The sequence below is a fragment of the Hungatella sp. L36 genome (assembly GCF_014288035.1).
In genome coordinates, this window is the sequence record NZ_JACOPC010000026.1 from 24,897 (window position 1) to 49,109 (window position 24,213).

Consider the following 24,213-nt stretch of genomic DNA (forward strand, 5'->3'; position numbering starts at 1 on the left):
AGAAGGCCGGCTGGATTGCTCCAGCCGGCACAGGTGTCAACGCTCCAGCCCCACGACTTTCCTTTCCGGGATTTCTTCCCCTTCGTCGGGGCCGTCGTCCATCAGCGTTTTGTCTTTCTCATCCATGTTGAGCAGAATATTCAGCTCTTTCAAACGGGCTGTTTTCTCCGCCAGCTCCTCCTCGCGGGCAAAAGGTGTAGCCAATTCCGTGCGGGCGTTTTCAAGCTGGGTTTTGGTTTCCTCCAGACGGTTTTGCTCGGCCTCCAAGCTGCCCGCCAGGTTTTCCAGCGCGTTGTCCAGTCGGGTGATATTGCCAAACACATCTGCGCCCAGCGTCACCGTATGGGAAAGGGTGCCTTTGAGGGTGATCCGGTACTCGTTGCTCCTGCCGTCGTAGGCCAGCACCATGGAAAAGCCCCGGTACTGCCCCAAAAGAACAGCGTCGGAGCCGGTCATACGGGTGCAGACGTCAATGATGGCCTTGCCCGCGTCCTCCTTTTCAGCGTAGTGCCTGCCGTCCACCTCCATGCCGCAGAAGCCCTCCTGGGCCTTGGGGTGGGCCGCCGCCAGCGCCACATCCTGCTCATAACCCGCAATCCGTTCCGTAAGCCGGGTGATCTCCTCCGGGTACTTGCGGTACACCAGCTCCTCCAGGGCATATACCTGGTTCAAGTGGCTGGCTTTCAGCATATTCAGCCGCGCCACCTCCATATCCAGGTTGCACTTCTCGATAATAAGCGGGTTGCCGGTGGCCAGCGCCTTGATCTCGGAATAGCTGAGGGCGGTTTCGTCCACATCATCCGCCACACGGACAGGAGCCTTGCTGGTCATAATCTGGGCGATGAACTTCTGCTTGTTCTCTACGAGCTGGTAGAGGTAAGCGTCAAAGGTGCCTTCCGTTACATACCGATAGATTTCCACCTCCTCGTTTTCGTTGCCCTGGCGGACGATACGCCCCAGCCGCTGCTGAAGATCGGAAGGCCGCCAGGGGCAGTCCAGGTCATGCAGAGCAATGAGTTTATCCTGGACGTTGGTGCCCGCTCCCATCTTAGCCGTGGAACCCAGTAGCACCCGCACCTGCCCGGCGCGCACTTTGGAAAACAGCTCCTTCTTTTTGGCTTCGCTGTCCGCCGTGTGGATAAAGGCGATTTCCTCCTCCGGGATACCGGCGTCCATCAGTTTCTTTTTCAAATCATCGTAAACGCTGAAGGAGCCATCGGTGGTTGGCGTGGACAAGTCGCAGAATACAAGCTGGGCAGAGCGTTTTTCTTTGGTCTGTTCCCAGATACGGTACACATTCCGGGCGCAGACAGCTACTTTACCATTGGGGTCATCCGGGGCCAGGGGCTGGATGAGCCGCATATCCAGCGCCAGTTTCCGCCCGTCGTTGGTAATGCGCAGCATATTGTCCACATGAGGGTCAACCCCTCCTGCGTGGATCTTCTCGGCCCGTTCCGCCAGTCCCCTTATCATCTCTTTCTGAATCTCAGACGGTTTCACGACTTCCGTGTGGAAGTTGGCCTTTGGTACGGGGAGTTTCAGCATATCCGCCGTCTGGATATCGGCAACCTCCTTGAAGGCAGCCATCAGCTCCGGCAAGTTATAAAACTTGGCAAACCGGGTTTTAGCCCGGTAGCCGGTGCCCTCCGGCGATAACTCGATAGCTGTAACCGTCTCTCCGAAGTTCCCCGCCCAGTCATCAAAATGGACAAGGCCCATCTCCTGTAACATCCGGTACTGCAAATACCGCTGGATGGTGTAAAGCTCCACCATGGAGTTGGAAATGGGGGTGCCGGTGGCAAAGATCACGCCGCGCCCGCCCGTCAATTCGTCCAGGTACTGGGTTTTCATAAACAGGTCGCTGGATTTCTGGGCTTCGGTCTGGGCAATGCCGCCCACATTCCGCATTTTTGTCGCTAAAAACAAGTTCTTAAAATAATGGCTCTCATCAATGAAAAGCCGGTCAACGCCGAGTTGCTCAAAAGTCACCGTATCGTCCTTGCGGCTCTGGTCGTTGAGCTTGGCAAGCCTTGTCTCCAGGGATTTCCGGGTGCGCTCCATCTGCTTGACCGTGTAGCGTTCCGCCTTCTGCGCCTTGGCCTGCTCGATTCCTTCCAGGATTTCCTCGATCTGGCGTTCCAAAATGGCTTGCTGGCGCTCCACGCTGATAGGGATTTTCTCGAACTGCGAATGGCCGATAATGATGGCGTCGTAGTCCCCGGTGGCAATGCGGCTGCAAAACTTCTTGCGGTTCTGGGTTTCAAAGTCTTTCTTCGTCGCTACCAGGATGTTGGCAGAAGGATAGAGCTGGAGCCATTCCGCCGCCCACTGTTCGGTGATGTGGTTGGGCACCACGATCAGCGACTTGGTGCAAAGCCCCAGGCGTTTCATCTCCATGGCGGCGGCCACCATCTCGTAAGTTTTCCCTGCCCCCACCTCGTGGGCCAGCAGGGTATTCCCGCCGTACAGGATGTGTGCGATTGCGTTCACCTGGTGGGGCCGCAGGGTAATCTCCGGGTTCATCCCCTCGAACCGGATATGCCGCCCGTCATACTCACGGGGGCGGACGCCGTTGAAGGTTTCATTGTAAATGCGGCACAGCAGCTCCCGGCGGTCAATGTCTTTCCAAATCCACTCGGCAAACTTCTGCTTAATCAGTTCCTGCCTGTCCTGGGCAATCGCGGTTTCTTTTTTGTTGAGGATGGGCTTTTTCTTGCCGTTCTCGTCCTCAATATAATCGAATACCCGCACATCCCGCTGATTTAAGATGTGTTCCAGGATGTGGTAGGCGCTCATCCGCTTGGTTCCATAGGTGGTATTGGCCTTGACGTTGGCCCGGTCAAAGTTTTTCTCCGTGATACTCCATTGGCCGGTAGCTTCGGCGCGCAGGATTCTAATGCGGCTCCTGGCCTGCCCGTAAGGGGTAAGCAGCTCCACCATGAATTGCTGGTACACCTCGACGGGCACCCAGTTCGCGCCAATGCGGACGCCGATCTCTCCCGCGCCCAAATCCTGGGGCTGGACAGCCTCCAGGGCCTCCACATTTCTGCGGACGGTTTCCTTTTGCCCGGCTGGGGCCGCCTCCAGGAAGGCTTTTGCCATCCGCAGTTTCTGGCGCACTTTCCCGGAAAGGTACTCATCCGCTGTGACAAAGGGGTAGCGGCCCAGATCCGCCAGAGAAGGCAGGATGTCCTCCGGGTTCTCCGCGCAGCGAATATCCCGGTAGATCACCCCGGCAAGCTCCTGTTCCAGTTCCTCCGGGGATTTCCCCGACAGCTCCGCCATATAGTCCATGTCCACGCGGGCTTTTTCCGAGATGGATACCGCCAACGCTTCACTGGCCGTGTCAACGCTGGTGACAGCCACATGGGGACGGATGGTGCGCTTGGAGAACATATCGGCTTTTCTTTTTAGGCTGCCCTGCTCATCCAGCACTTCGAGAGAGCAGAGCAGACAGTAGCTGGAGTCCTCCGAAAAGGCCAGCTTGTTGCCCCGGCTGCTAATCAGGCCGTACTTGGCGGTGAAGCTGTCATAAAGGGCATTGAGCTTTTGCTGCTCGGCTGCAATATCCTCATCCGGGTAGCCTTCGGTCTGGTACTCAATAAGCCTGCGGGTACATTCCCGCAGCTCGATCATGCCACGGATACGGTTTTCCGCTGTGACGGAGACCTCCACCGGGTGCATGAGGCTGTTTTCCCGGTAGTACACCTGGCCGTCCGCAATCGTATAACTAAAGTTCTTTACATTGGGGTCGGCGGGGATGGAATGATCTTCCTCCTCGTCCAGCTCCTCCAGCTCGTAGGGCTTGATTTCCGCCTGCAAAAACTGGATGGCATTGGCAAGCTGATCGGACAGGTCTTCCCCCTCGCGGGCTTTGCAGGCGCTGTCCGGCCCGAACCGGGTGGATTCCATCACCATGTCGCCCAGAATCATCTCCGGGTGCTGCACGAAATAGCGGTTCATGCGGATTCCGTTTTCATCCGTGTCCAAATGCACCCAATCCGGTTCCAGATCGGTGATGTGGTCGCGCTTTTGCAGGAAAATGACGTCGCTGGTCACTTCCGTTCCGGCGTTCCGCTTGAAGGTGTTGTCCGGCAGGCGGATGGCCCCGATGAGGTCGGCGCGCTGGGCAAGATACCTGCGGACGGCGGAGTTTTCCTTATCCATGGTGCCTTTTGAAGTGACAAAGGCAATCACGCCTCCGGGCCGCACTTTGTCTAACGCTTTCCCGAAAAAGTAATCATGGATGAGCCAATGGTGCTTGTCGTACCGCCTATCCAGCACCTTGAAATCCCCAAAGGGGACGTTGCCCACGGCTACATCAAAAAAGCTGTCGGGCATTTGCACGGTTTCAAAGCCGTTTACGGAAACGCTGGCGTTTTGGTAAAGCTGCTGGGCAATCCTGCCGCTGATACTGTCAAGCTCCACGCCATAGGCTTTGCTGCCCGCCATATCCGCAGGGAGCAGGCCCAGGAAGTTGCCGGTGCCGCAGGACGGCTCCAGGATGTTGCCCTGGGTAAAGCCCATCTGGGACAGGGCCTTGTAGATTCCCCGGATGACCACGGGCGGCGTGTAAAAGGCGGTCAGGGTGCTGGCCCTGGCCGCCGCGTATTCCTCCAAATACAGCAGGGATTTCAGCTCCTCATAGTGGGGGCTGGTTTCCTCAAAGCAGTCCGCAAGGCCGCCCCAGCCCACATAACGGGACAGGATTTCCTGTTCTTCGGGGGTGGCCAGACGTTCCTCCGCTTCGATCTGCTTCAAGGTGCGGATAGCGGCGGCATTGGCCGCGTATTTCTCGCTGGGGGTGCCGTGGCCCAAGGCGTCGTCGGTGATGTGGAAATCATGGCGCTGATCCCTGGAGATTTCCGGGTGCAGGGTTGTGAAGGTAATGCGCTCACGGCGGGGGCGTTTGGGCGGCAGTGGAGCCGGTTCTTCTTTTTTAGGCTGTAAACCGGCCTGCTCCGTGCTGGCTTGTGGTTCCTCTGCGGCAAGCGCCGCCTGCTCGATGGCCCGTTCATCGGGGAAGTCCCCGTAAACCCGCAGCCACCGGCGCTCATTCAAATCGTAGATACCAGCGCCGTCGTAGGCAAAGCCGTCCTCGCCCTCCATCGTTCCGGCCACATATTGCTGCGCCGCCTGTTCCGCCTCTGCCAGCGTTTGGTAATCCAGCCGTTCGTCAAATCCATTTTCAAAGTGGTGGTACACCGCAACTTCGTAGGGCGGCTCCATGCGCTGGGCGTAGCGGTCGATGTCCTCCGAGGTGAGCCATTCCGGCTTTTCCGGCAGGGCGGCGTAGAGTTCCCGCATTTTGGCGATCTGCTCCCGCACGTTCCCAGCCCACAAATGCTTTTCCGCACGTCCGCCAGCGCCCAGGAAGTAGTCGCAGTCGGCTTTGAGGCGGCCCAGCAGGCGGTATTCGTCCCCATGGCCGGATGGCATGGCTTCCGCAGCCGGTTCTTCTGCTAACAGCTCGCGCTCGATAAATCCGGCGACATCCTGGCTGTTCCCTTTGCCGCCATGGGAACGGTATTCAGAAATGCCGTCCTCGATCAGCTCATCGGACGCCGCGTATCCAGCTTCATCCAGATAGGTTTTGATTTCTTCCCGCAGGGCCTGCTCCGGGGTAAGGGCAGGCGGCAGCGCCTCGATCTGCTCCAGGCAGAGGGCCACATCCACCGCGATTTCTTCCTCCGGGTCGGCATGGTCGAGGAAAGAGCGCAGCAGCTCATAGAGTTCCTCCCGCTGTGCGGGGTCGTGGAGCTGCCGGGCAATATTCTCCACCGCCTGAGCGTCATCCTCGCCGTAGTCCATACGGGAACCGTCAAACTCGCCAATAAGGCGCAGCACCTGGGCAGCCAGTACAGGATAGGGGTCTGGGGCTTCTTCTTTTTGGGGCGGTTCCTGTACCCTGGGCGGCACGGCAGGAGCCGCAGGCTCCTTGTGCTCTGCAAAGAGCGTAAAGGTTCCCTGCCGGAAGGCGGTGAGGTTTTCAAACGCCTGCTGGCGCAGGGCGTACACCCGGTCGCCCTGCGGGGTGGCCTTCCAAATGGGAACCATCATCTGGTGGATTTCCTCCACGCAGGCCGGGTCGTCAAGCTGCGGCTCGATGACCTTCACCGCGTCCCAATAATCGAAGCCAAACGGATAGGGGTGCGGCTGTTCCTGGGGTACGTTCTCGAAGAACGTGCGGATATTCCGGGCAAGCTGGTGCTTTTCATACTGCGGCATGGCAGCCCGGTCGTCCTCGGATAAAAACCGCCCCTGGGCGATCATGGCGCTGACGTGCTTTTCCACGGCGCTCCATTTCAGTTCCACCTTGGCGTAGGGGGCGGCGATACTGCCATGGCTGAAAGAAACGCCTTTGCTGAGCTGGTAGGTCACATCGTCGTTTCCGCCGCCATATCCGCTGTATTCCCCGTGGTAGTGCTTTAGAAAATCCTCCCGTTCCTTGCGGTCTGTATGGTTGCGGTAAAAGGAATACACGGCCAGCCGGTAATCTACGCTGCGTTTTCCGCCGCGCAGAAGGTTGTCGATCTCGTCTGTGGAGATATACAAACGCCGCTGGGGGTCATACCCCTCGGCGGCGGTAAAATGCAGCGGCTCCCGCTGTAAATCTGCAAGCTGGGCCTGGAGAGCAAGCGGACGGTAAAAGCGGAACCGCAGAATAGCCGGGTTTTCCTGGTAGGCGGCGGCAAAGGCTTCATATTCTGAGAGGATGGCCTGTAAGCCATCTTCCCGGCTCAAAAGCCCAGCAATTTCTTCTGCCGCCTCCGGGAACCCGCCTGGTTTATCATAGACGGCCCGCAGCGAGGGAAAAAAACGCTTATCTTCATCCTCAATGTCGCGGAACATCAGCAGCAGCCGGTCGGCCAGCGCATTGACTTCATAGCGATCCACCTGGTCAAGTTCGCTCTGGGGCATATACCGGCCTAAATCCAGCAGTTCCCGGATACGGGCCGCCGCCTGTTCCCATGGGATGAGGGCAGCGCTGGAACGCCGAGCGCTTTCACCTTCGGCAATGCGGATTCCCTCGGCGTTATACCAAAGGGCATACTTTTTGCCGTTCAGATAAAAACCCGCGCCGTTCTCGCCATAGTGTTCCGCCAGAAATCGGGCGTTGTCCGGCTTATCTTTTTTGAAGTAGGCGCAGATGATGAGGCGGCTGTGCTTGTGGTTGGAGCCGATACACAGCGCCTCGTCGATCACCTGCTGGGGCAGAGCCGGGTGAGGAAAAACGGATGGCTGCGCTGCGCCCTCCGTCCGGGCTGGCTGCTGAAACGCCGCAAAATCAAAAAGGGACATCTGCTGGCCCTCCTGAGTGGGGAGCCTTGGGATGTCCGTCTGAATGAAGTATTCTTTTTTGTCGATGAGCCGGGCCGTCCATCCGGCTACCAAATCCCACGAAAACACCGATTCCTTTGTGCGGGAAAGGTAAGCGCCTTCCCACATGAGCAGCCCGTCCTCCTGAGGTCTATATCCCAGGCGCTGCCCATCTGCGATGATCTCGGTAAACCTGTCCTGGTAAGCGGATTTCAGATATTCCGCCCGTTCCTGCTCATCCGGGTGGACGGAAAAGAAAAGCTCGATCTGCTGCTTTTTGTACTTTAGGTCGTCATCCTTGTTGGCGATGACGGCCATGATCTGCTTTTCATCCAAAAGCGCAGGGAGCTGTTCGCCACCTGCGCTTTCTTCCGGTTCATCCTTTAGTTGTAGATCAGCTCCGCCAGCACTGTTTCCTCCGCCGCGTTCTGGATGTTGTTCATCATCTGCACCCATTTCATCTGGTCGCTGGCTTTCAGTTCCTCCGTCACGCCCTGGGCCTTCGCCATCTGCGCTGCGATTTCCTCCATCCGGCGCTGGGCGCTCTGCTGGATCTCCGCCAGATGGCTGGAGAGTTTCCCGCTGGTCAACAGGTTCGTGTAGGTGATCCTGCGGTGCTCCTTGAGGAACCGCCTCCGAAGCAATGCGTATTTCCCATGGGGAACCGGCTCCTCCTGGGGCGGCAGCAGGTTCGGCAGGTTGTAGTCGCCCTGTCTCGTGTATGTGATCTCGGCCATATTCAAAACTCCTTTCCGGCTGTGTGGTTTTCTGTTCAGTTACAGCATACTGGATTTGCGGCTGGGTTTCAAATGTGCGATTTTCTTTTTTCGGCTGTCTTTGCAGGGCAAGGACGGTACGCGAAATCGCAGAAAGGCACATTTGGGAAATGTCCCCGGCAGCCACGCCCAAAGCGTTCAGCGTCTGCGGCGTGTTAAAGTCGGTTACATCCCGGAAATCCTCATCTTCAAAATATTCGGATGGGTCAAGGCCGCAGCGCCCCAGCAGCATATACCCAATGCTGTTCTGCACCGCCCTGCGGTACTCTACCTCCAGATTCAGCCCGTCCAGTTCTTCCAGGAAGCTGCCTTCCGTAAGGCTTTTCAGTTCAGAAAGATAGTCGGGCATATTGTCCTCCACGGCGTTCTTTGCCGCAGAGAGCAGGGCTGCGCCCAAATCCTCCTTGTGTTCAAGCTCTCCAAAGCTGTTTTCCAGCGTTTCAATGATGTCCGGCGCGTATTCTTCCCGCACCGTCCAGATAGGGACAGGCCGGGGAAAACGGGCCTCGTGGGTATCGGAAATGTCAAAGTAGTATTTCAGCCGGGGTTTGCCAGTATGCTCGCCGTCAAAAACGGCGATGCCGTTTGCGCCCCGGTTTACCCAGCGCCCAAATTGCCGGTTCCATCGCTCGATCTCCAGGACGGCGGTGGCGTCCGGGCGCTGGGCGTAGACTAATAACTGTTCATCAAAAGTCAATCGGTAATTGCGGCAGGCAGCAGCCAAAAACGCCTGCCACTCTGACGGAGCCGTCACTTTGCGCTGCGTTTCCCGGTACAGCTCCGTTAGGGCTTTATACAATATCGCCATCCGGCGCACCTCCTTTTTCTTGTTATCTTTCCAAAGCCGCAGCCCGCCGCTGCCGGGGAATCGAAAAACCGTAGACCTTGGCGATGTCATCGCCCAGCCTGCGGGTCACTCTTGTAATATCGGCGCGGGTTGCAATGCCGCGATATAGTTTTTCTTTCAGCAGTTCAATTTGGGAAGGGCTGGCGCTGTCCTTGTAAACGCGGTAGAGGTAGTGGTTTGTGCCGTCGTGGTGGATGGCGTCGCACCACAGGTCGCCCAGGCGGTCTACATACCATGTGGAGTAGTCCGTATCTCCGTAAAGGCAGTCCCGGATGTTGCCGCTGGGGATTTCCTTATATCCCATGCGCCGCCCATTCCACAGGCCCAGGTCGCCTACAACCAAAATGGGCTGGGAAAGCTGCACATTGAGATTGGCGCGTTCATCATCCAGGTAATCCCCATTGATCTCATACATCAGGGAAATGCGCTCATCTTCGGATAAATCCGGGTAATCCGCCTCCAGATCGTCCCGCCAGTCCTCATAGTCCAGGCCGTAGTCTGTCCAGATAATGTGCCGTTCTTCCTTCATCTCGCCTCACCTCGGTCTTTCTTTTTGGGAAGCTGCGCTTTCTCTGCCAGCGTTTTTTCCCTTGCCTGCCAATACGCGGCGTGAAAGGTTTGCAGGCTGTCATTGATAAGAGCCTCATACGCACCGGGGGCAAAGCGTTCGTTGACAGGGGCCTGGTACATCCCTTTATCCATCAGCTCCCGCAGCGCCACCGGCTCGTCGCAGTCCTCCTCAAAACAAAGATACGCGCCTTCGGTAAATCCGCAGTTCAGTGCTTCTTTTCGGAATACCTTTTCCGCCAGTTCCCGGCGCACCATAATGCCGCCATGTCCTGGAGTGGAAACGGAATAAACGCCGGGGCAGAGCGTTTCGCACTCCTGTACGTTCCCCCATGGGGAATAAGGCGGGGCCTCCGGCGCAATGGCGTTCTGCCGCTGTTCTTCCAGGCACTGTACTTCTTCCTGCGCCCGCGCCACCAAATCCTTTTGGGCGGAAAACAGGTCGCTGAAATAGTGGCCCCAATAATAATCCGTCCTGCCTGTGCATTTCCAGGTAACGAATTGCTGGGGCGCTGTCAAATGGACGCCCAGCACAAACTCGCTGTCGCCCACATGGCAGGAATCCGTAATGATATATCCCGCGTTCTCTCTGTAATCCATCATCGAACCTCCGTTTCATTCAAAATAAAGTCCTTGACTTCCTTTATGCTGGCAAAATCCCGTTCATCCCCGGTAAGGTAGCGCACCGCGTCCTGCCATTGGGACAGCGGGTAGCTGTTCTCATCCATCCCGCACAAGTCGGACAGGGCCGCCCTGCGCAGAAATGGGGTGAGGTTTAAGTCGGAGATAAAGCAGCCATGCCGGGCCGCCAGTATATCCAGCAGGTGCAGTTCACTCATGGCCGCACCTGCTTTCCCCGGCTTCTTTCAGCAATTCCTCCACCAGCCTGCCGCTGCGGACTTTATTCCGGTCTGCCAGCACCTTGTTCTGGACGCACAGCACCGCCCGGATGTTGGGAACGGTAATGCCGGGAATCTCCACCATCTCCTCCGGGGTGATGGTGAGAAGCTGTACCGGGGAGTAACCAGCCTGGGCAAAGATGCGGAACAGCCGTTGTTCAAATCGTTCTCTCATCTGCAAAGCTCCTTTCTTTTTTGGTATGTAAAAGGGGCGGCCCCGCATGGCCGCCCCTGGCTGGTTACTTCTTCCGGCTTCTGACTTTCAGGAAAATCAGGCCGCCGATGATGAATACCACCAGCGCAATGGCAATAATCGCTTTCAGTTCCATAAAATCATTCCTCCTTACACAGATTCAAACCGCCGTTATTTTGCGGTATGGTTGTCCTTTTTGCGCTTGCCCACATAGGCCGCAACGCCCAGGGCGGCAGCGCCCATAGCGGATACGCCCATCAGGGCCGCCCACAGCCACGGCTTGCTGTCGTCACCAGTTTTCGGGGTGTCGCGCAGCTCGTTGTGCATTTCCGCCACGGTGGTCTTATCCGCAAAAATCGTCACCGTCTTATCCGCAGGCAGCACATAGTTGGCGCTGGCCCCATCCGATACCTCGGACACGGTGTAATCGCCTACGCGCAGGCCCTCGATGAAGATTTCGCCGTTTTTATCCGTTTTGAAGGTCTGGTCGTAGCCGTTGGCCCCGGTCACGCGGAAGGAGAAGCCCTCCACCTTGCCGTCGCTGGACGTTTTTTCAATCCGCAGGGAGCCAGTCTGGGCCATGTTGGTGAAACCAATCCCGGCCTCGTTCTCTACCTCGTAAATCTTGCCGTTCTCGGTGATCTCCACATAATAGGCGTTTTCATCCAGCAGGAAGCCCTCCGGCGCTTTGGTTTCCCTTACGAACACGCCGCCGTAGAGGATGTGGGACATCTCGTAAATGCCGGTGCTGGTTTCCTCCAGCTTGCCCAGCAGCTCGTCACCCTCGTCCAGCTCTTTGTTGCCGTTGGTATCGCGGTACACTTCAAATTCAGCGCCCGTCAATTTGTTATCGGGATAATCCTTATCCACCTTGGTGAGCCGCAGATCACCATACACACGCTCATTGGCAAGGGAAATCTCTACAACCTGTCCATCTTCCTCCACAGTAACGGGAATCACTTCATCGGAGAGGATGAACCCTTCCGGGCTTTCCAGTTCTTTCAGCACCCAATCACCGTAAGGCACATTGGTGAAAGAAAAGCTGCCGTCGTCCGCTGAGGTAGTGGTGGCAAGGGCGTTTTCGGCGGTAAACTCGGTTTCATCGGACTTAAACAGACCGATTACAGCCCCGCCCAGGCCCGTGCCGTTCTCATCGGTTTTGAGGCCCTTGATTTCGCCGCGGATCAGCTCGTTTGTGACAGCCTCGCCATCATTAGCGGAAATCTCTACCACGGCAACAGAAGGCCCGCCGTACTCAAAGGTGAACGGGAAGGTTTCGCCATTCAGCAGGTAATGGCTGTCAGTGGAAAGCTCCTTCAGGTAGAAGCTGCCGAAAGGCAGGTCGGTACTGCAAACGGCCTGGCCGTTCTCATTCACAGAAACGATCTCCAGAAGCCCGTCTGCCGGGATCACGGAACCGTCTGCTGCGGTGATGTCCTCCTGAGCATAGAGGCCGAAGGTCACGGCGGAAATCTCGCCGTTCATGCCAATGCCAAAGGTTTCATCCTGCTCCAGCACCTTGTTAAGCGACACGAGGGCTTTCTGGCGCTGGTTATAGAAGCTGGCAGAGGTTTCGGTGACTTCTACCTCTTGGCCTGCGTACACCAGCTCCACGTTGGTAATGTTCTCGCCGGTATCCACCATGCCGTGGGGGAACTGGATTTCCTTCACCTGGAATTTGCCCAGGTAAAGGGGCTGGCTCTGGGCCGTTCCGTCCTCGCCGGTGGTAATGGTGTCCACTACCTCGCCCGCAGAGTAGCGCAGGGTGCCGTCCAGGGTGTAGACGTCCTCCAGGGCAGTAATTTCAAACACCGCGCCGGGCAGGCCCTGCACCTCGTACACCGGCTGGTAAACGCCCTCGCTTTCTGCCACAGAGGAGAACACCTCGCCGGTTTTGCTGACCTTGATGATTCCTTTCTGGGCCATGTTGGGCTTGGTGACTTCGATCACCGTCACGCCGCCTTCTTCGCTGGAATTGTCCTCGGTCACATCAAAGTAAACCGGGGTGCTGTCCAGTACATAGCCGTAGGGGGCCTGGACTTCAACCAGAGAGTACCCGGAGCCATACTCCAGCTTTTCCGGGGTGACAAGGTAGCCCTCGGAATTGGTGTAGAACGTATCAATGGTGGTCGGCGTCGGGTAAGTGAAGGTCATTTCCACCTTGCTGCCATCGGGACGGTAAATCTGGAACCCGGCCCCCGCATAGGGGATGGTCACGCCGGTTTCCGCGTCCACCTTAACTACCTTGATGAAGCTCTCAAAATTAGCGTTGTTGATAAGGTAGCGGTAGGTCTGGCCGTCCTGGGCGATATACACTTCAAAATCGTCCATCAGCTCGCGGCCTTCCCAGCCCTTGGTCTGGCGGACGATATAGGTGCCATAGGGCAACTTCTTCGACTGTGCAAAGCCGTTCTCATCGCAGACGAGGACATCACGCTCAGATTCCCTGGCATTTTCATAGCTGCCGGCTGATTTCAAAAACACCTGGAACTCCGCGCCGGATTCCGGGGTTTCGATCTGGGTTTCCCCGTCGTCGGTATGCTTGATGATGGCGATGTCGCCCTTGATGACCTGTTCCGTCACGTCGTTGGCGGTATCGTTCAGCTCAATCTCATACAGCTCCGGTTCCGCGCCTACCTTGTGGATGGTGGAATCCAGCAGGTAGCCCTCGCTGGGGCTGATTTCACGGATTGTCCAGTCCGAATCGCAGACGTAATATCCGGTGGTGAACTGGCCGTTCTCGTCCGTGGTGAAGCTGTCGATAAGGGTGTCTCCCTTATACAGCCCATACACAGCGCCGGCCAGAGAACCGTCGCCCTGGGGCGCGCCCGTTTCCACATCGCTCTTGGTGACGGTGACGCGGAACTTCTTCAGCACGTTATTCACGCTCTTGTGAGTAACTTCGTTCCACTCGATGGTGGCTGTCTGGGAATCCGGCACCACATAACGGATGGGGGTATCCACCTCCTCCAGTACATAGCCCGTGCCGATGAGCACGTTTTCAAAACGCGCCACGCCGTTTCCATCTGTCACAGCATACTCATCCACCGGCTGCCCGGAGAGGGATGTGCCATACAAGTGGAAGGTCATGCCCTCCACCAGCCCGTCCTCGCTGGTTTTCGTCACTTCCAGGCTGCCGCGCTTCAGCTTGTTATTGAAAGTTACGGTGGCGGTCTGGCCGCTGACGATGGTCACGCGCTGGGTTTCCTGGGGTTCGTACTTATCAATCGACTGCTCGGTTACGGTATAAACGCCGGGATTGAGATCGGAGATGTCGATCTCGCCCGCCTCATTGGTGGTCTTGGTGGCGCTGTACCCCTCGCCGGTGATAGTGAAGTTGATCCCGGCTACCTGTCCGTCCTCGGAAGTCTTAATCAGCTTCATATTGCCGGTTTTCACTTCCAGGTTCAGATAGCCCACCATAGAATCGGACACGGTTTCCCCATAGGTGGCAAAGTCCTGCTTGCCGCCGCCGGTAATGCCATCCGTCCAAACCACGACGCCGCTGCGCTGGGCAGAGATTTTTTCTGCTTTCACCGTTACAGAACCTTTGATGGCCTGGGCGGAAGTGATGGTGAGCTGATTGCCGTCCACGGAGAAATTCAGCCCGGTGGTGCTGCTGGAGAAGGTGTAGTCACCCAGCACACCGTTGGTATCCGTGAGAGTGAGGGAATACTGCTGGCCGTCCCATTTCAGCTCGTAGGCCCCGGCGTCTGCGGTGCTGCTGAAAAAGCTGGGCAGCATGGTATGGCGTTTTACCGCGCTCTCAATGGCGGAATACTGACTGAAGATCTCGCTGTAAAGGGGATTCTCCGGGCTGATATATTCCGCGATATTGTTCTTGCCCTGGGCGTTGGCGTCCACATGGTTAAACTGGCTGTCGCGCTCACCCACGACGGTTTCCCAGACAAGAAGCTGGGTGGCGATTGCCCCGGCCATCTTGCTGGCATCCTCCGGGTCATCGGTCATCCATGAGGTGCTGGCGTTGCCCTGCCATCCATAGGTCATAATCCGCCCGATATATTCCTTGATGGTGTCCGGTGGAATAGTGGGGTTCAGATCGGACGGGTAATCATCCCAGAAGTCCTCGCCCCGGCCAGTAAACTGGTCGCCGGAATGAACGCCGACGCCGGGTTCGATACAGTAGATGACTTTCCCGTTAAAGTAATCCTGCGTGTGGATGGTAAAACCGTTATTTTCGCCGGTAGACCATCCGCCCAGGAAATTCATAGCGGAATGTCCCCAGCCTGCCTTGTTGGGGTCGCTGGCACGGGGGAACTCCACCATATACGTCGTCATGGTTTCCCCTGCGGCAAACGCTGTGGTTCCCGTCCCTGCGAATATGCCCAGGCACATGAGCATGGCCATGAACAGGGACAGGGGCTTTCTCAATGCTTTCATCGTGTTACCTCCTTGAAATGGCCGCAAAAAAAGCACACCGTTTCCGATGTGCTGCGGCTTGTGTTGGTTACTGTCTAAAAAAGAGAGACCCGCCCGGTTTTTCTCGCAGCCCGATGTCTGCCTGTGGAAAAGAGGCCGGAGCTTTCTATAAACATCCAGGCTCCCCAAATATCTTCTTTTTTTAGGCTGTTTAGGTTGTTTGGAAGGGGTGAGGTGTGGAGAGGGGGAACCGGCACAAGCTGCCGTTTCCCCGCAAATGGGCGCACTTCCCCCTTGTGAGTGGGCTATCTCTCTAAACTGCGCTGGCGTTTGCGGTAAAGTTCCAGCGCCTTGACAATGGTGTCCTCGATCTTCTGCGTGGGCGTCCCCGGCGCAAAAAACCGGCTGATTTTTTCCTTTGGGATTTTGAACTGTTCTTTTTGATTGCCTTTTTCCTCCTCCATGATAACCGCCATAGCGTCCTTGGACAGCTGTTCCGCCCCGGTTTTCGCCTCGGACATCCGGCGCATTTTGATGGCCTGGGCGTGGGACGGGGTGCAGTCCATCTCGTCCATGATAGCGAATAAGTCGGCCTGTTCTTCTTTTCGCAGGTAAGACAGCTCCACCGCTGGGCGCAGGGCAATTTGCAGCATATCCGGGTCTTTGAGTACCGAGTTGTCTACCAGCTCCAGGATTTCCGGGATAAGGTGGGTAAGGCGGATATATTTGCGTATTTGCTCATGGCTCTCGCCAGACTGTTCCGCAAGTATCTGACGTGATCTTTTACTATCCAACTTGTGCAACACCGTTGCACAAGTTAAATCTGTACGTTCGCCTTGCTGCCGTTTCATCGCGTCCAGCTTCATCTTATAGGCAAACGCCTTCTCCGAGGGCAGGATCTGCTCCCGCTGCAAGTTGGAATCCACCATGATGATCGTGGCTTCATCGTCGGTGAGCTGCCGCACAATGCAGGGGATTTCCGCAAGCCCCGCCAAATCCGCCGCCGTTTTCCTGCGGTGCCCGGCCACCATCTCATAGCCGCCCTCCGGCTTGGGTCGTACCAGGGCAGGAACCAAAACGCCGTACTGCTTCACGCTTTCCGTCATTTCCTGCATGGCTGCGTCCATCCGCACCTTAAACGGGTGATTCGGGAAGTCGCTGATTTCCGAGGGCGAAAGGTTGACGACTTTTTCAAGCCTTGCCTCGGCCCGTTCTTCCTCCGTGGAAAACAGGTCATCGACTGAGGGAAGATTGAAGTTTAGCCCGTTGCTTTTCGCCATCCGCCAACACCTCCTTTGAAAACTCCGCGTAAGCCTGGGCCGCTTTGCTTCCTTTGTCGTAGGCGTAAATACTCTTGCCCGCTGCGCTGGTCTCTGCGGCTTTGATGGCTACGGGAATCTCGGAACGATAGATTTTTAATACGTTCCCGTAGGTCTGCCGCAGGATTTCCGCCGTCTGGCGGGCCAGATTGGTACGTCCGTCTACCAAAGTGAGCAGCACCCCGTCCACCTTCAGGGCCGGGTTAATCCGTTTTTTTACCCTTGTGATGTTTTTGATAAGCTGGGTCATGCCTTTGGCGGGCAGATAGTGGGCCTGCACCGGGATAATCACGCTGTCCGCCGCAGCCAGGGCGTTGATCGTAATCATACCCAGGGACGGCATACAGTCGATGAGCACCACGTCGTAATTTTTCTTTGCTTCATTGACATAGGTGCGTAAAGTGATCTCCCGGCTCATGGCGTTGACAAGAGTGGCCTCCAAATCTGACAATTCAATATTGGCAGGCATGAGGTCTACGCCTTCGCTGTGGTGCAAAATACCCTCGTCTGCGGTAAAAGGCTCGTCGCGGATGATCTTTCCCATGACGGTAGCAAGCGTGGTCTGTAAGCTGTCCTGGTCTTGCCAGCCCAGGCAGGTGGTAAGGTCGCCCTGGGGGTCTGCGTCGATGAGCAGGACTTTTTTCCCCAGACGCGCCAGGCCAATGCCCAGGTTCACCGTCGTGGTGGTCTTGCCCGTGCCGCCTTTCTGGTTGGCCAGCGCGATCACGCGGCTATCCCTGGGGCGGCTTCTTTGTTCCGGCATTTTCATGTCCTCCTTCTTCATAGATTTAGCCGCCCGTTGGCAGGACGGACGGCTATGTATGCGGAAAATCCGAAAGGTGGGCATGAAAAAAGCCGCTTACTCTTTCTGAAAAGAATAAGCGGCTCATCAAGAAGCGATATGTAATTTTACATCTTCTTTACCGGGGCGCACATCACTTTGAGCAGAAGTTCGTCCAGGCAGCCGGTGTCCCTGTTTTCCCGGAGCAGGGCGTTGCGCAGGTGGTTGAGGCTTTGGATTACAATGCTGTTTTCCGTAGGGGTAAGAAATATCTTTAATTTCCGCTTTCTCATTTGGCACTCCTCCTTTGTGCTTCTATTATATATGTAAGGAAACAGTGCCGCAAATGTGCGATTTGAGGATATTCGAGAGCCGCCTGCTGTGGGGCAGACGGCTTCGCGTTTTCACCGTAACTTTGCATTTCCCGGCTTTTCTTCGTATCAAAGCTCATCCCTGGGTAGTAAAATCGTAGTAATTGGGGTCTTTTTTCTGAGGGAAATGCGGGCTTTTGCGCTGTTTCACAGGGTTATTTCACTTTTGCTTTGATATTTCACCATAAATATGTCGTCTCCCTTTCCGCTCTCCATACGTTTCTCCAGGGCATCGAAGTAGGCGGTTCCCTTCAGGCTCTCATAGGATACACGGATATATGGATTTTCCTTCATGAATTCCGACATAATCTGTTCGATCACGGTTACATTGTCCGGCTCATATTTGTTTCCAAAAAAAGTGATTGTCACAATTTCCTGGCTATCCAGGGTATCTTCATTCACCACTCTGTTCTTACCGCCGCTGCAGCCTGTGAGGGCCGCTATCGTAAAGGTAAGAAACAGGAGCAGTGCCGGGATTTTTCTTGACATTGCAGTTCTCTCCTGTCTTTTGTAATACATGGTATTTCCATCTCTGTTCACATACTAATTGGATTCTACCACAACCTGACTACGAGTGCAATCGATTCTATCTTTTTAAACGGTACTGTACCGTTTCATAAGCGCATGGTATAATAAGGCAGAGGTGAAAACATGAAAGGCAGCAATGAATTATACAGACTCGTATACGACTATTACGCAACCAGAATCTTATTCGGTTTTTATACTTATGGGGACGCGATGCCGTCCATCCACAAAATATGCGTTCAATTCAGACTGGCGGTTCCGACGGTACGGACAGCATTTACTTATCTGGAACGGGACGGATACATACAGGTTGAAGCGTCCAAAGTAGCCCGCGTGGTTTACAAGGCCGCTCCCGCCAGGATCATGAAAAATATTGTCGACTACTTTCTGCCGCGTGAGGACGGATTAAACGACATCGGAGTGGCCGGACGGATTTTAATCGAACCGCTTTTCACACGGGGACTTCAGCGCTGGGAAGAGGACCAGTGGAACCAGCTGCGTGAATGGCTCACCAATCCCTCTCCGGACACGCTGTTTATGCCGATTGAACTCTATATTCTGGCACTTTCTGCGCTGGATAATAAGCTCCTGCTAAATCTTTACTGGGAGATGGTCCGCTACCTCTGCTTCCCCTATCTGTCCGAAGACCAGGCGGCATGGAAGCTCTCTCTGGAAGAACTGGGAATCCAGACAAACGAAGAGCTCATCCACTATCTGAAGGCAGAGTATTTTAAAGTTTATACCAAAACAGCTGTTGACCTGTTTTCTTTCCTGAAAACAGTACGTCCCCAATATGCGCCGACCGAACCGGAGCCGGTCCCCTTCCAGTGGAGCCTCTACCGGCAGCGTCCACAGATACGCTATTCCCTGGCCGCCAGCATCATCCGTGGAATTGTATCGGGAGTTTACCCCATCGGAAGCTACCTCCCCTCTTTGCCGCAGCTGGCCGCAAAGTATGGAACGGCGCTGTCGACGATACGCCGTACGGTCTCGCTCCTCAATGACCTGGGGGTGGCAGCGTCCCAGCACGGTAAGGGCATCCTTGTCTGTATGACACCGCAGGCCATCGATTTTTCCAGTCCCGATGTGCATGAGATGCTGGATCTCTATCTGGAAAGTCTCCAGATGCTGGTATATACCTCCCGGTCGGTCTCCCTGTTTACATTTCAGTCCGTCTCCAAGGCGGCCCTGGAGGTCTTAACCGAGCAATTCAGGTGCATCAGGAAGGAAAGCCGGACGGATCTCTATCTCGAAATCTATCTGGGCTTTATCGTTAAACACTGCTCCTCCGCCATGGTACGCGAGTGCTACGACAAATTAAAACAGCTTCTGGCCTGCGGCTATCCGGTCACCCTGATGAGACTGAAAAAGGACAGTCTGGGCCAGGAATACAATCCGGCTGTCCTCCAGGCGGTCACTTCTCTGGAAGCCGGTGACACGGAGGGCTTCACCGATCAGTGGTGTGAATTCTTAAGCCAGCAGGAGAACGAGACGAGATCATTTATCATGGAACAATGGGAGCATTCACCACAAAATTGAAACATTTACCAGAAAGCAGGTGGCGGTCATAGACGGTAAGATTTTATTGGCAGACGACGAAAAAGATATTGCAGACCTTATGGAAGAAGTCCTGCTCCAGGACGGTTTCCGGGATATCCGAAAGGCGTATAACGGCGCGGACGCGGTGAACATCTGCCGTGAATTCCAGCCGGACGCGGTCATTCTCGATATCATGCTTCCGGATATAGACGGTCTTGAGGTATGCAGGCAGATTCGGGAGTTCTCCTATTGCTCCATCCTGTTCCTGTCTTCCAAAAATGATGATGTGGATAAAATTCTCGGTCTCGCCTCGGGCGGAGACGACTATATCACCAAGCCCTTCAGCCCACGCGAGGTTGTGTTCCGCGTCAAGGCACAGCTCCGCCGCCAGCGCTATCAGACATCCCCAGCCCAGGACACTGGCTCCGTCTTAACCGCCGGCCCCCTCTCGCTGGATAAGGAAAGCGGGCGGGTCTATAAGGATGGACGCGAGATCGCCCTGACCGGGCGCGAATTCCTTCTGCTCTCCTATCTCATGGAAAATACGGACAAAATCATAAGCAAAGAGCGTCTCTATGAACAGGTCTGGGGGGAAGCCAGCAGTATCTGTGACAACACGATCATGGTTCACATCCGCCATATCCGGGAAAAAACAGAGACGGACCCGTCGAGGCCGCAGCAGCTCATCACCGTAAAAGGCCTGGGCTATAAGCTCAGGAAAAGGATCAAATAAATGAAGAAATCCGGTTACCGCACCACATTCCACATATATTTTATCTTCCTGCTGACGCTGATCGGCACGATCCTGTCGGCAATTCTTCTCTTTTTTCTGCTGATAACGGTTCGAAAACCGGACGGTTCTTACGTCAGGAGTGACTGGCCAAAATCCTTTACAGAGAGTTTCGGCAGACAGATCCAGTTTACGGACGGTACGCCCCGGGTTACACAGGCCGGAATCGAACTGCTGCAGGACAACGGCGTGGGCCTCCAGATCTTAGCTCCGGATGGCCGGGAGGCATACAGCTACAGGAAGCCGGATTCCGTTGGCGGCTCTTATTCCGCCTTTACCGGCACCGTTCAAAACGCCGGGGAAGACTGCGTCTATATACTCTATTTTCCCATGAAAATCTCCGCCATCACCATGTATCTCAACGGGGATCGTTTTTCTGGCGGCCGGCCGCTCATCCTTTCCCTTTTATGCGTGCTGTTTCTGGTGGTTCTCATCTCCGGAGCCCTCTACGGCTTCTGGACCTCCAGACAGTTAAAGCGGCTGACAGCCTCTATTCAGGATATCTCCCTCCGCCGCTACCTTTCCAATCACAGCCGCGGCGCGTTCGAGGATCTGTACGCCAGCCTGAACGCATTAGATGCCGAGATCCGGGCCAGCGACCGCCTGAGGGAAGAGACGGAGAAGATGCGGGAGGAATGGATTTCCAACATCACTCACGATCTGAAAACGCCTCTCTCCCCGATTAAGGGCTATGCGGAGATCATACAAAACGGGGACGCCGGGCAGGAGGAATCTTACAGGCGGTACGCCGCGGTCATACTGAAAAACGCCGCCTACATGGAAGCGCTCATCGACGACCTGAAGCTGACATACCAATTGGAGAACAGCCTGCTTCCCGTCAACCGGGAGCGTCAAAATATGGTCCGCTTCTTAAAAGAGCTGGCAATCGATATTTTAAATACGCCCGAGTACGAAGACCGCGTCATCGGTTTTGACAGCACGGAGGACGCCATTTTCTATTCGTTTGATTCAAAGCTGCTGACGAGAGCCTTTCGCAATCTGATCATCAACGCCTTTGTACACGGAGGAGAAACGGCAAAGGTCACACTCCGGGTATCCTGCATTGACGGCGCGCTGCTGATCCAGGCGGCTGACAATGGAAAGGGCATAGGTCCGGAGGAGGCCGGACACCTCTTTGACCGCTACTACCGCGGCTCCGGCACAGGAGAGAAGCCGGAAGGGACTGGCCTGGGCCTGGCAATAGCGAAAAGCATCATCGAGCTGCACGGCGGAACCATCTCCGCCTATGGCACTCCCGGCGCAGGAACTGTGTTTTCGATTGAATTTCCTGTTTCTTAAGGTTAATTAAGGTTGTCTGAAAGTCAGATTAAGGCTGACAGCTTATCATAATTTCTATGATAGCTGTCAGCCATTTTAATTATGAAATCAGACAATTCCACGGAAAGCAGGTGCCACAATGAAGATCATACTAAAATATATTCTCACCAATATAAAAGAGCGAAAGCTGCGGACCGCAGTCATATTCCTGTCCATTCTGCTCTCCTCCATGCTCCTGTTCGTATCCTTTTCCATCGGTGCTTCCTATGAAAGTGCACAGCAAAAAATGGCCAGGGGCATGGCGGGCAGCGCAGTTCTCTCTGTAAAAGCGGCCAATGGGGCAATTAAAACGGACGAACTTCCCCCGCTTTCGTCCATCGAGGCAGGCGTGGGCGTGCTGAAGGGCACAGCCCTCTATCATGAGAACGGCTACTACGAGACCATCGATTTAATTGCCGCCGATTTAACGGAGCTGGATAAAATCAATCCGCCCCATCTGGCCAATGGTGAGAAAATCACTGATTTCACCGGCAGCCTGGTGATCCTGCCGGACCGTTTTACTTTGAAATACGGGATAAATAAAGGCGATACCATACATTTACAGATCAATGGCGCCACGGTTCCGCTTCAGGCCGCAGATATTGCAAACTATGACACAGTCTTCCTCCGCCATACGAGGGGAGCGACAGCCCTTCTGCCTCTTTCCACCATGGCCGGACTTCTGGATCAGACGGACGGATACAGCGAAATCCTGATAAAGCCCGCCGCCGGAGCTGACACTGCGGTTCTGAAAAACGAAATCTCCGCTGCTCTGCCCGCCCCCGCTTATATTGTATCCGAGGTGGTCAACGAGGCGCAGATCGCTGCCGACGCAAGGCAGAAATCCATGCCGTTTTTCCTCATCAGCTTTTTCTCCATGACCATGAGCGTGTTCATTATTTACAGCAGCTACAAAGTGATTACCCTGGACCGCCTTCCGGTGATCGGAACCTTTCGCAGCATCGGTGCAGAGAAAAAGACCGTAACCCGCATCTTCCTTCTGGAAAGCCTCCTGTATGGAAGCGCAGGCGGCCTTCTGGGAATCCCATTAGGTATTGTGGTGCTGAAGCTGATTCTTCACGGCATGGGGCAGTCTCTGTCCCAGGGCATCGAAATCCCGGCAGTGATCTCCCCGCTCAGTGCGGTGATCTCATTTACCATGGCGGTATCCGTGGCATTTCTCTCCGCCTGGCTTCCGATCCGCCGTGCGGGACGCCTGCCGGTGAAGGACATCGTACTCGGCACCGCAGAAGAACCGCACACTTCCATCAGATTCCTTACGAGCGTCTGTGTAATCGTGTTTCTGATCTCCATGCTGCTGCCCCGCCTGGTATCCGGGCCCATGCTGTACCTGGCCGGCGGCCTCTCTCTGCTGGGAATGACTGCATCGGCCGTGCTTCTCGTTCCCATGCTCACCAACCTCTGTTCCACAGCACTCACACCGCTTTACCGCTCCCTCCTGGGAAATGAGGGCTGGCTGGCCGCCCGGAACATGAAAGGCAATAAAACTACAGCGCAGAATATCACGCTGCTATTCATCAGTATCTCCGCCGTGATCGCCATCACGGTTGTCGGTGATTTTGTCACAACGTATGTCAGTGACGTCTTTCATGGGGCGGAGCTTGACGGCTTTGCGGATGGACATATGGAACCGGAATTTGTTGACAGGGTAAAGGAAATGGATGGGATAGAGCAGATTCTGCCGCTTTACGTCTATAAGAATCAGATAACAGCGGACGGCCTCCCCCTCAGCCGGCTGGAGGCAACCGACCGCCTCGACTGGTACGGCTCCATGCTGGCGCTCCATTATACGGAAAAGGACATGGAAGCTTCCGCAGTTTCGGCCTTCGCCTCCGGGCGGGCTGTCATCCTGAGTACAGACTGCATGAAGCGGACCGGCGCCTCCATCGGCGACCCCCTGTCCCTCTCTGACGGCTCCGTTCTGCAGGACTATCTGCTCGTCGGCAGCTTCAAATCGAGAGCCACCGATGTCGAAGCTGTCATACCCGCCGCATATGCGGTTTCCGATTTTGGAGCCGTCTCCTACGACTTTCTCGCCTATACCGCCGCCGATCCGGATGCCATCATGGTACAGCTTCGCAGCCTGTTCGACGGAACCTCCAACTGGAGCCGGACGGTAGAAGAATTCAACACGGACGCCCTCGCCACGGTCGGAACCTTTTTGAAGCCCATGCGCACCATGACCTGGTTTATTCTGCTGCTGGCCGCGGTTGGCGTCGTCAACAACCTTTTGATCAGCCATATTCAGAAGCGCCGTACCACCGCCATGTATAAGTCCGTGGGGCTCTCCAACCGCCAGATGGCGTCGATCACAGTGATTGAAGGCTTTTCATCCGGCCTGATCAGCGCGGTCCTTGCCGTGTTTCTCTCTTATATGGAAATCCAGACAATCTTCCTTGTGGCCGGTCCCAAAATACAGATCGTGCCGGAGCTGGATGCTTTTACGTTTCTGACTTCCGGTATCCTGGGAATTGCGGTCACTCTGCTGGGCTCTGTCGTCCCCATCATCAAGTGCCGGAAAATGAAGCTTGTGGAAGAAATCAAATTTGAATAGCTTACAGAACTGGA

Annotated in this window: 14 protein-coding genes; 4 read left to right on the forward strand and 10 right to left on the reverse strand. The window is 55.5% G+C overall.

The window, feature by feature from the left end; all coding sequences use genetic code 11:
• Window positions 1–36 precede the first annotated feature (36 nt).
• The 10 genes from H8S80_RS32015 to H8S80_RS32060 form a co-directional block, all read right to left on the reverse strand.
• Window positions 37–8,904 (reverse strand): helicase-like domain-containing protein, encoded by an 8,868-nt coding sequence (locus tag H8S80_RS32015; protein WP_117633558.1) that lies wholly within the window; start codon window positions 8,902–8,904, stop codon window positions 37–39.
• Window positions 8,905–8,926: 22 nt separating this feature from the next.
• Entirely contained in the window at window positions 8,927–9,472 is a 546-nt protein-coding gene (locus tag H8S80_RS32020; RefSeq protein ID WP_025487996.1) for a hypothetical protein, read from the reverse strand.
• Window positions 9,469–10,113 (reverse strand): DUF7007 domain-containing protein, encoded by a 645-nt coding sequence (locus H8S80_RS32025; protein ID WP_117633557.1) that lies wholly within the window; start codon window positions 10,111–10,113, stop codon window positions 9,469–9,471. Before H8S80_RS32025 ends, H8S80_RS32020 begins: the two co-directional genes overlap by 4 nt.
• Window positions 10,110–10,349: a hypothetical protein gene (locus H8S80_RS32030; protein WP_055271079.1), complete on the reverse strand. Its 240-nt coding sequence runs from the start codon at window positions 10,347–10,349 to the stop codon at window positions 10,110–10,112. The genes H8S80_RS32025 and H8S80_RS32030 overlap by 4 nt, the downstream gene beginning before the upstream one ends.
• Window positions 10,342–10,584, reverse strand: coding sequence for a hypothetical protein (locus H8S80_RS32035; RefSeq protein ID WP_117633556.1), 243 nt, complete (start codon window positions 10,582–10,584; stop codon window positions 10,342–10,344). Before H8S80_RS32035 ends, H8S80_RS32030 begins: the two co-directional genes overlap by 8 nt.
• A 189-nt stretch (window positions 10,585–10,773) precedes the next feature.
• Window positions 10,774–15,003: a SpaA isopeptide-forming pilin-related protein gene (locus H8S80_RS32040; protein ID WP_117633555.1), complete on the reverse strand. Its 4,230-nt coding sequence runs from the start codon at window positions 15,001–15,003 to the stop codon at window positions 10,774–10,776.
• A gap of 284 nt (window positions 15,004–15,287) precedes the next feature.
• Window positions 15,288–16,262 (reverse strand): ParB/RepB/Spo0J family partition protein, encoded by a 975-nt coding sequence (locus tag H8S80_RS32045; RefSeq protein ID WP_055271076.1) that lies wholly within the window; start codon window positions 16,260–16,262, stop codon window positions 15,288–15,290.
• Window positions 16,216–17,085 (reverse strand): ParA family protein, encoded by an 870-nt coding sequence (locus H8S80_RS32050; protein WP_434062758.1) that lies wholly within the window; start codon window positions 17,083–17,085, stop codon window positions 16,216–16,218. The genes H8S80_RS32045 and H8S80_RS32050 overlap by 47 nt, the downstream gene beginning before the upstream one ends.
• 125 nt (window positions 17,086–17,210) lie before the next feature.
• A complete protein-coding gene (locus H8S80_RS32055; protein ID WP_172711436.1) occupies window positions 17,211–17,375 on the reverse strand; it encodes a hypothetical protein in 165 nt (54 codons plus the stop codon).
• A gap of 225 nt (window positions 17,376–17,600) precedes the next feature.
• Entirely contained in the window at window positions 17,601–17,942 is a 342-nt protein-coding gene (locus H8S80_RS32060) for an extracellular solute-binding protein (protein WP_347561722.1), read from the reverse strand.
• A gap of 162 nt (window positions 17,943–18,104) precedes the next feature.
• Between H8S80_RS32060 and H8S80_RS32065 the strand changes: the two genes are divergently transcribed.
• The 4 genes from H8S80_RS32065 (at window position 18,105) to H8S80_RS32080 (ending at window position 24,199) form a co-directional block, all read left to right on the forward strand.
• Window positions 18,105–19,517 carry a GntR family transcriptional regulator gene (locus H8S80_RS32065; RefSeq protein WP_117621535.1) on the forward strand — a complete coding sequence of 471 codons (1,413 nt, stop codon included), beginning with the start codon at window positions 18,105–18,107 and terminating at the stop codon, window positions 19,515–19,517.
• A 28-nt stretch (window positions 19,518–19,545) separates the two neighbouring features.
• On the forward strand, window positions 19,546–20,250 hold the full coding sequence (locus H8S80_RS32070; protein WP_034533471.1) for a response regulator transcription factor: 705 nt from the start codon (window positions 19,546–19,548) through the stop codon (window positions 20,248–20,250).
• Entirely contained in the window at window positions 20,251–21,606 is a 1,356-nt protein-coding gene (locus H8S80_RS32075; RefSeq protein ID WP_117621536.1) for a sensor histidine kinase, read from the forward strand.
• A 118-nt stretch (window positions 21,607–21,724) separates the two neighbouring features.
• Window positions 21,725–24,199: an ABC transporter permease gene (locus H8S80_RS32080; RefSeq protein ID WP_117621537.1), complete on the forward strand. Its 2,475-nt coding sequence runs from the start codon at window positions 21,725–21,727 to the stop codon at window positions 24,197–24,199.
• The last annotated feature ends 14 nt before the right edge of the window (window positions 24,200–24,213 follow it).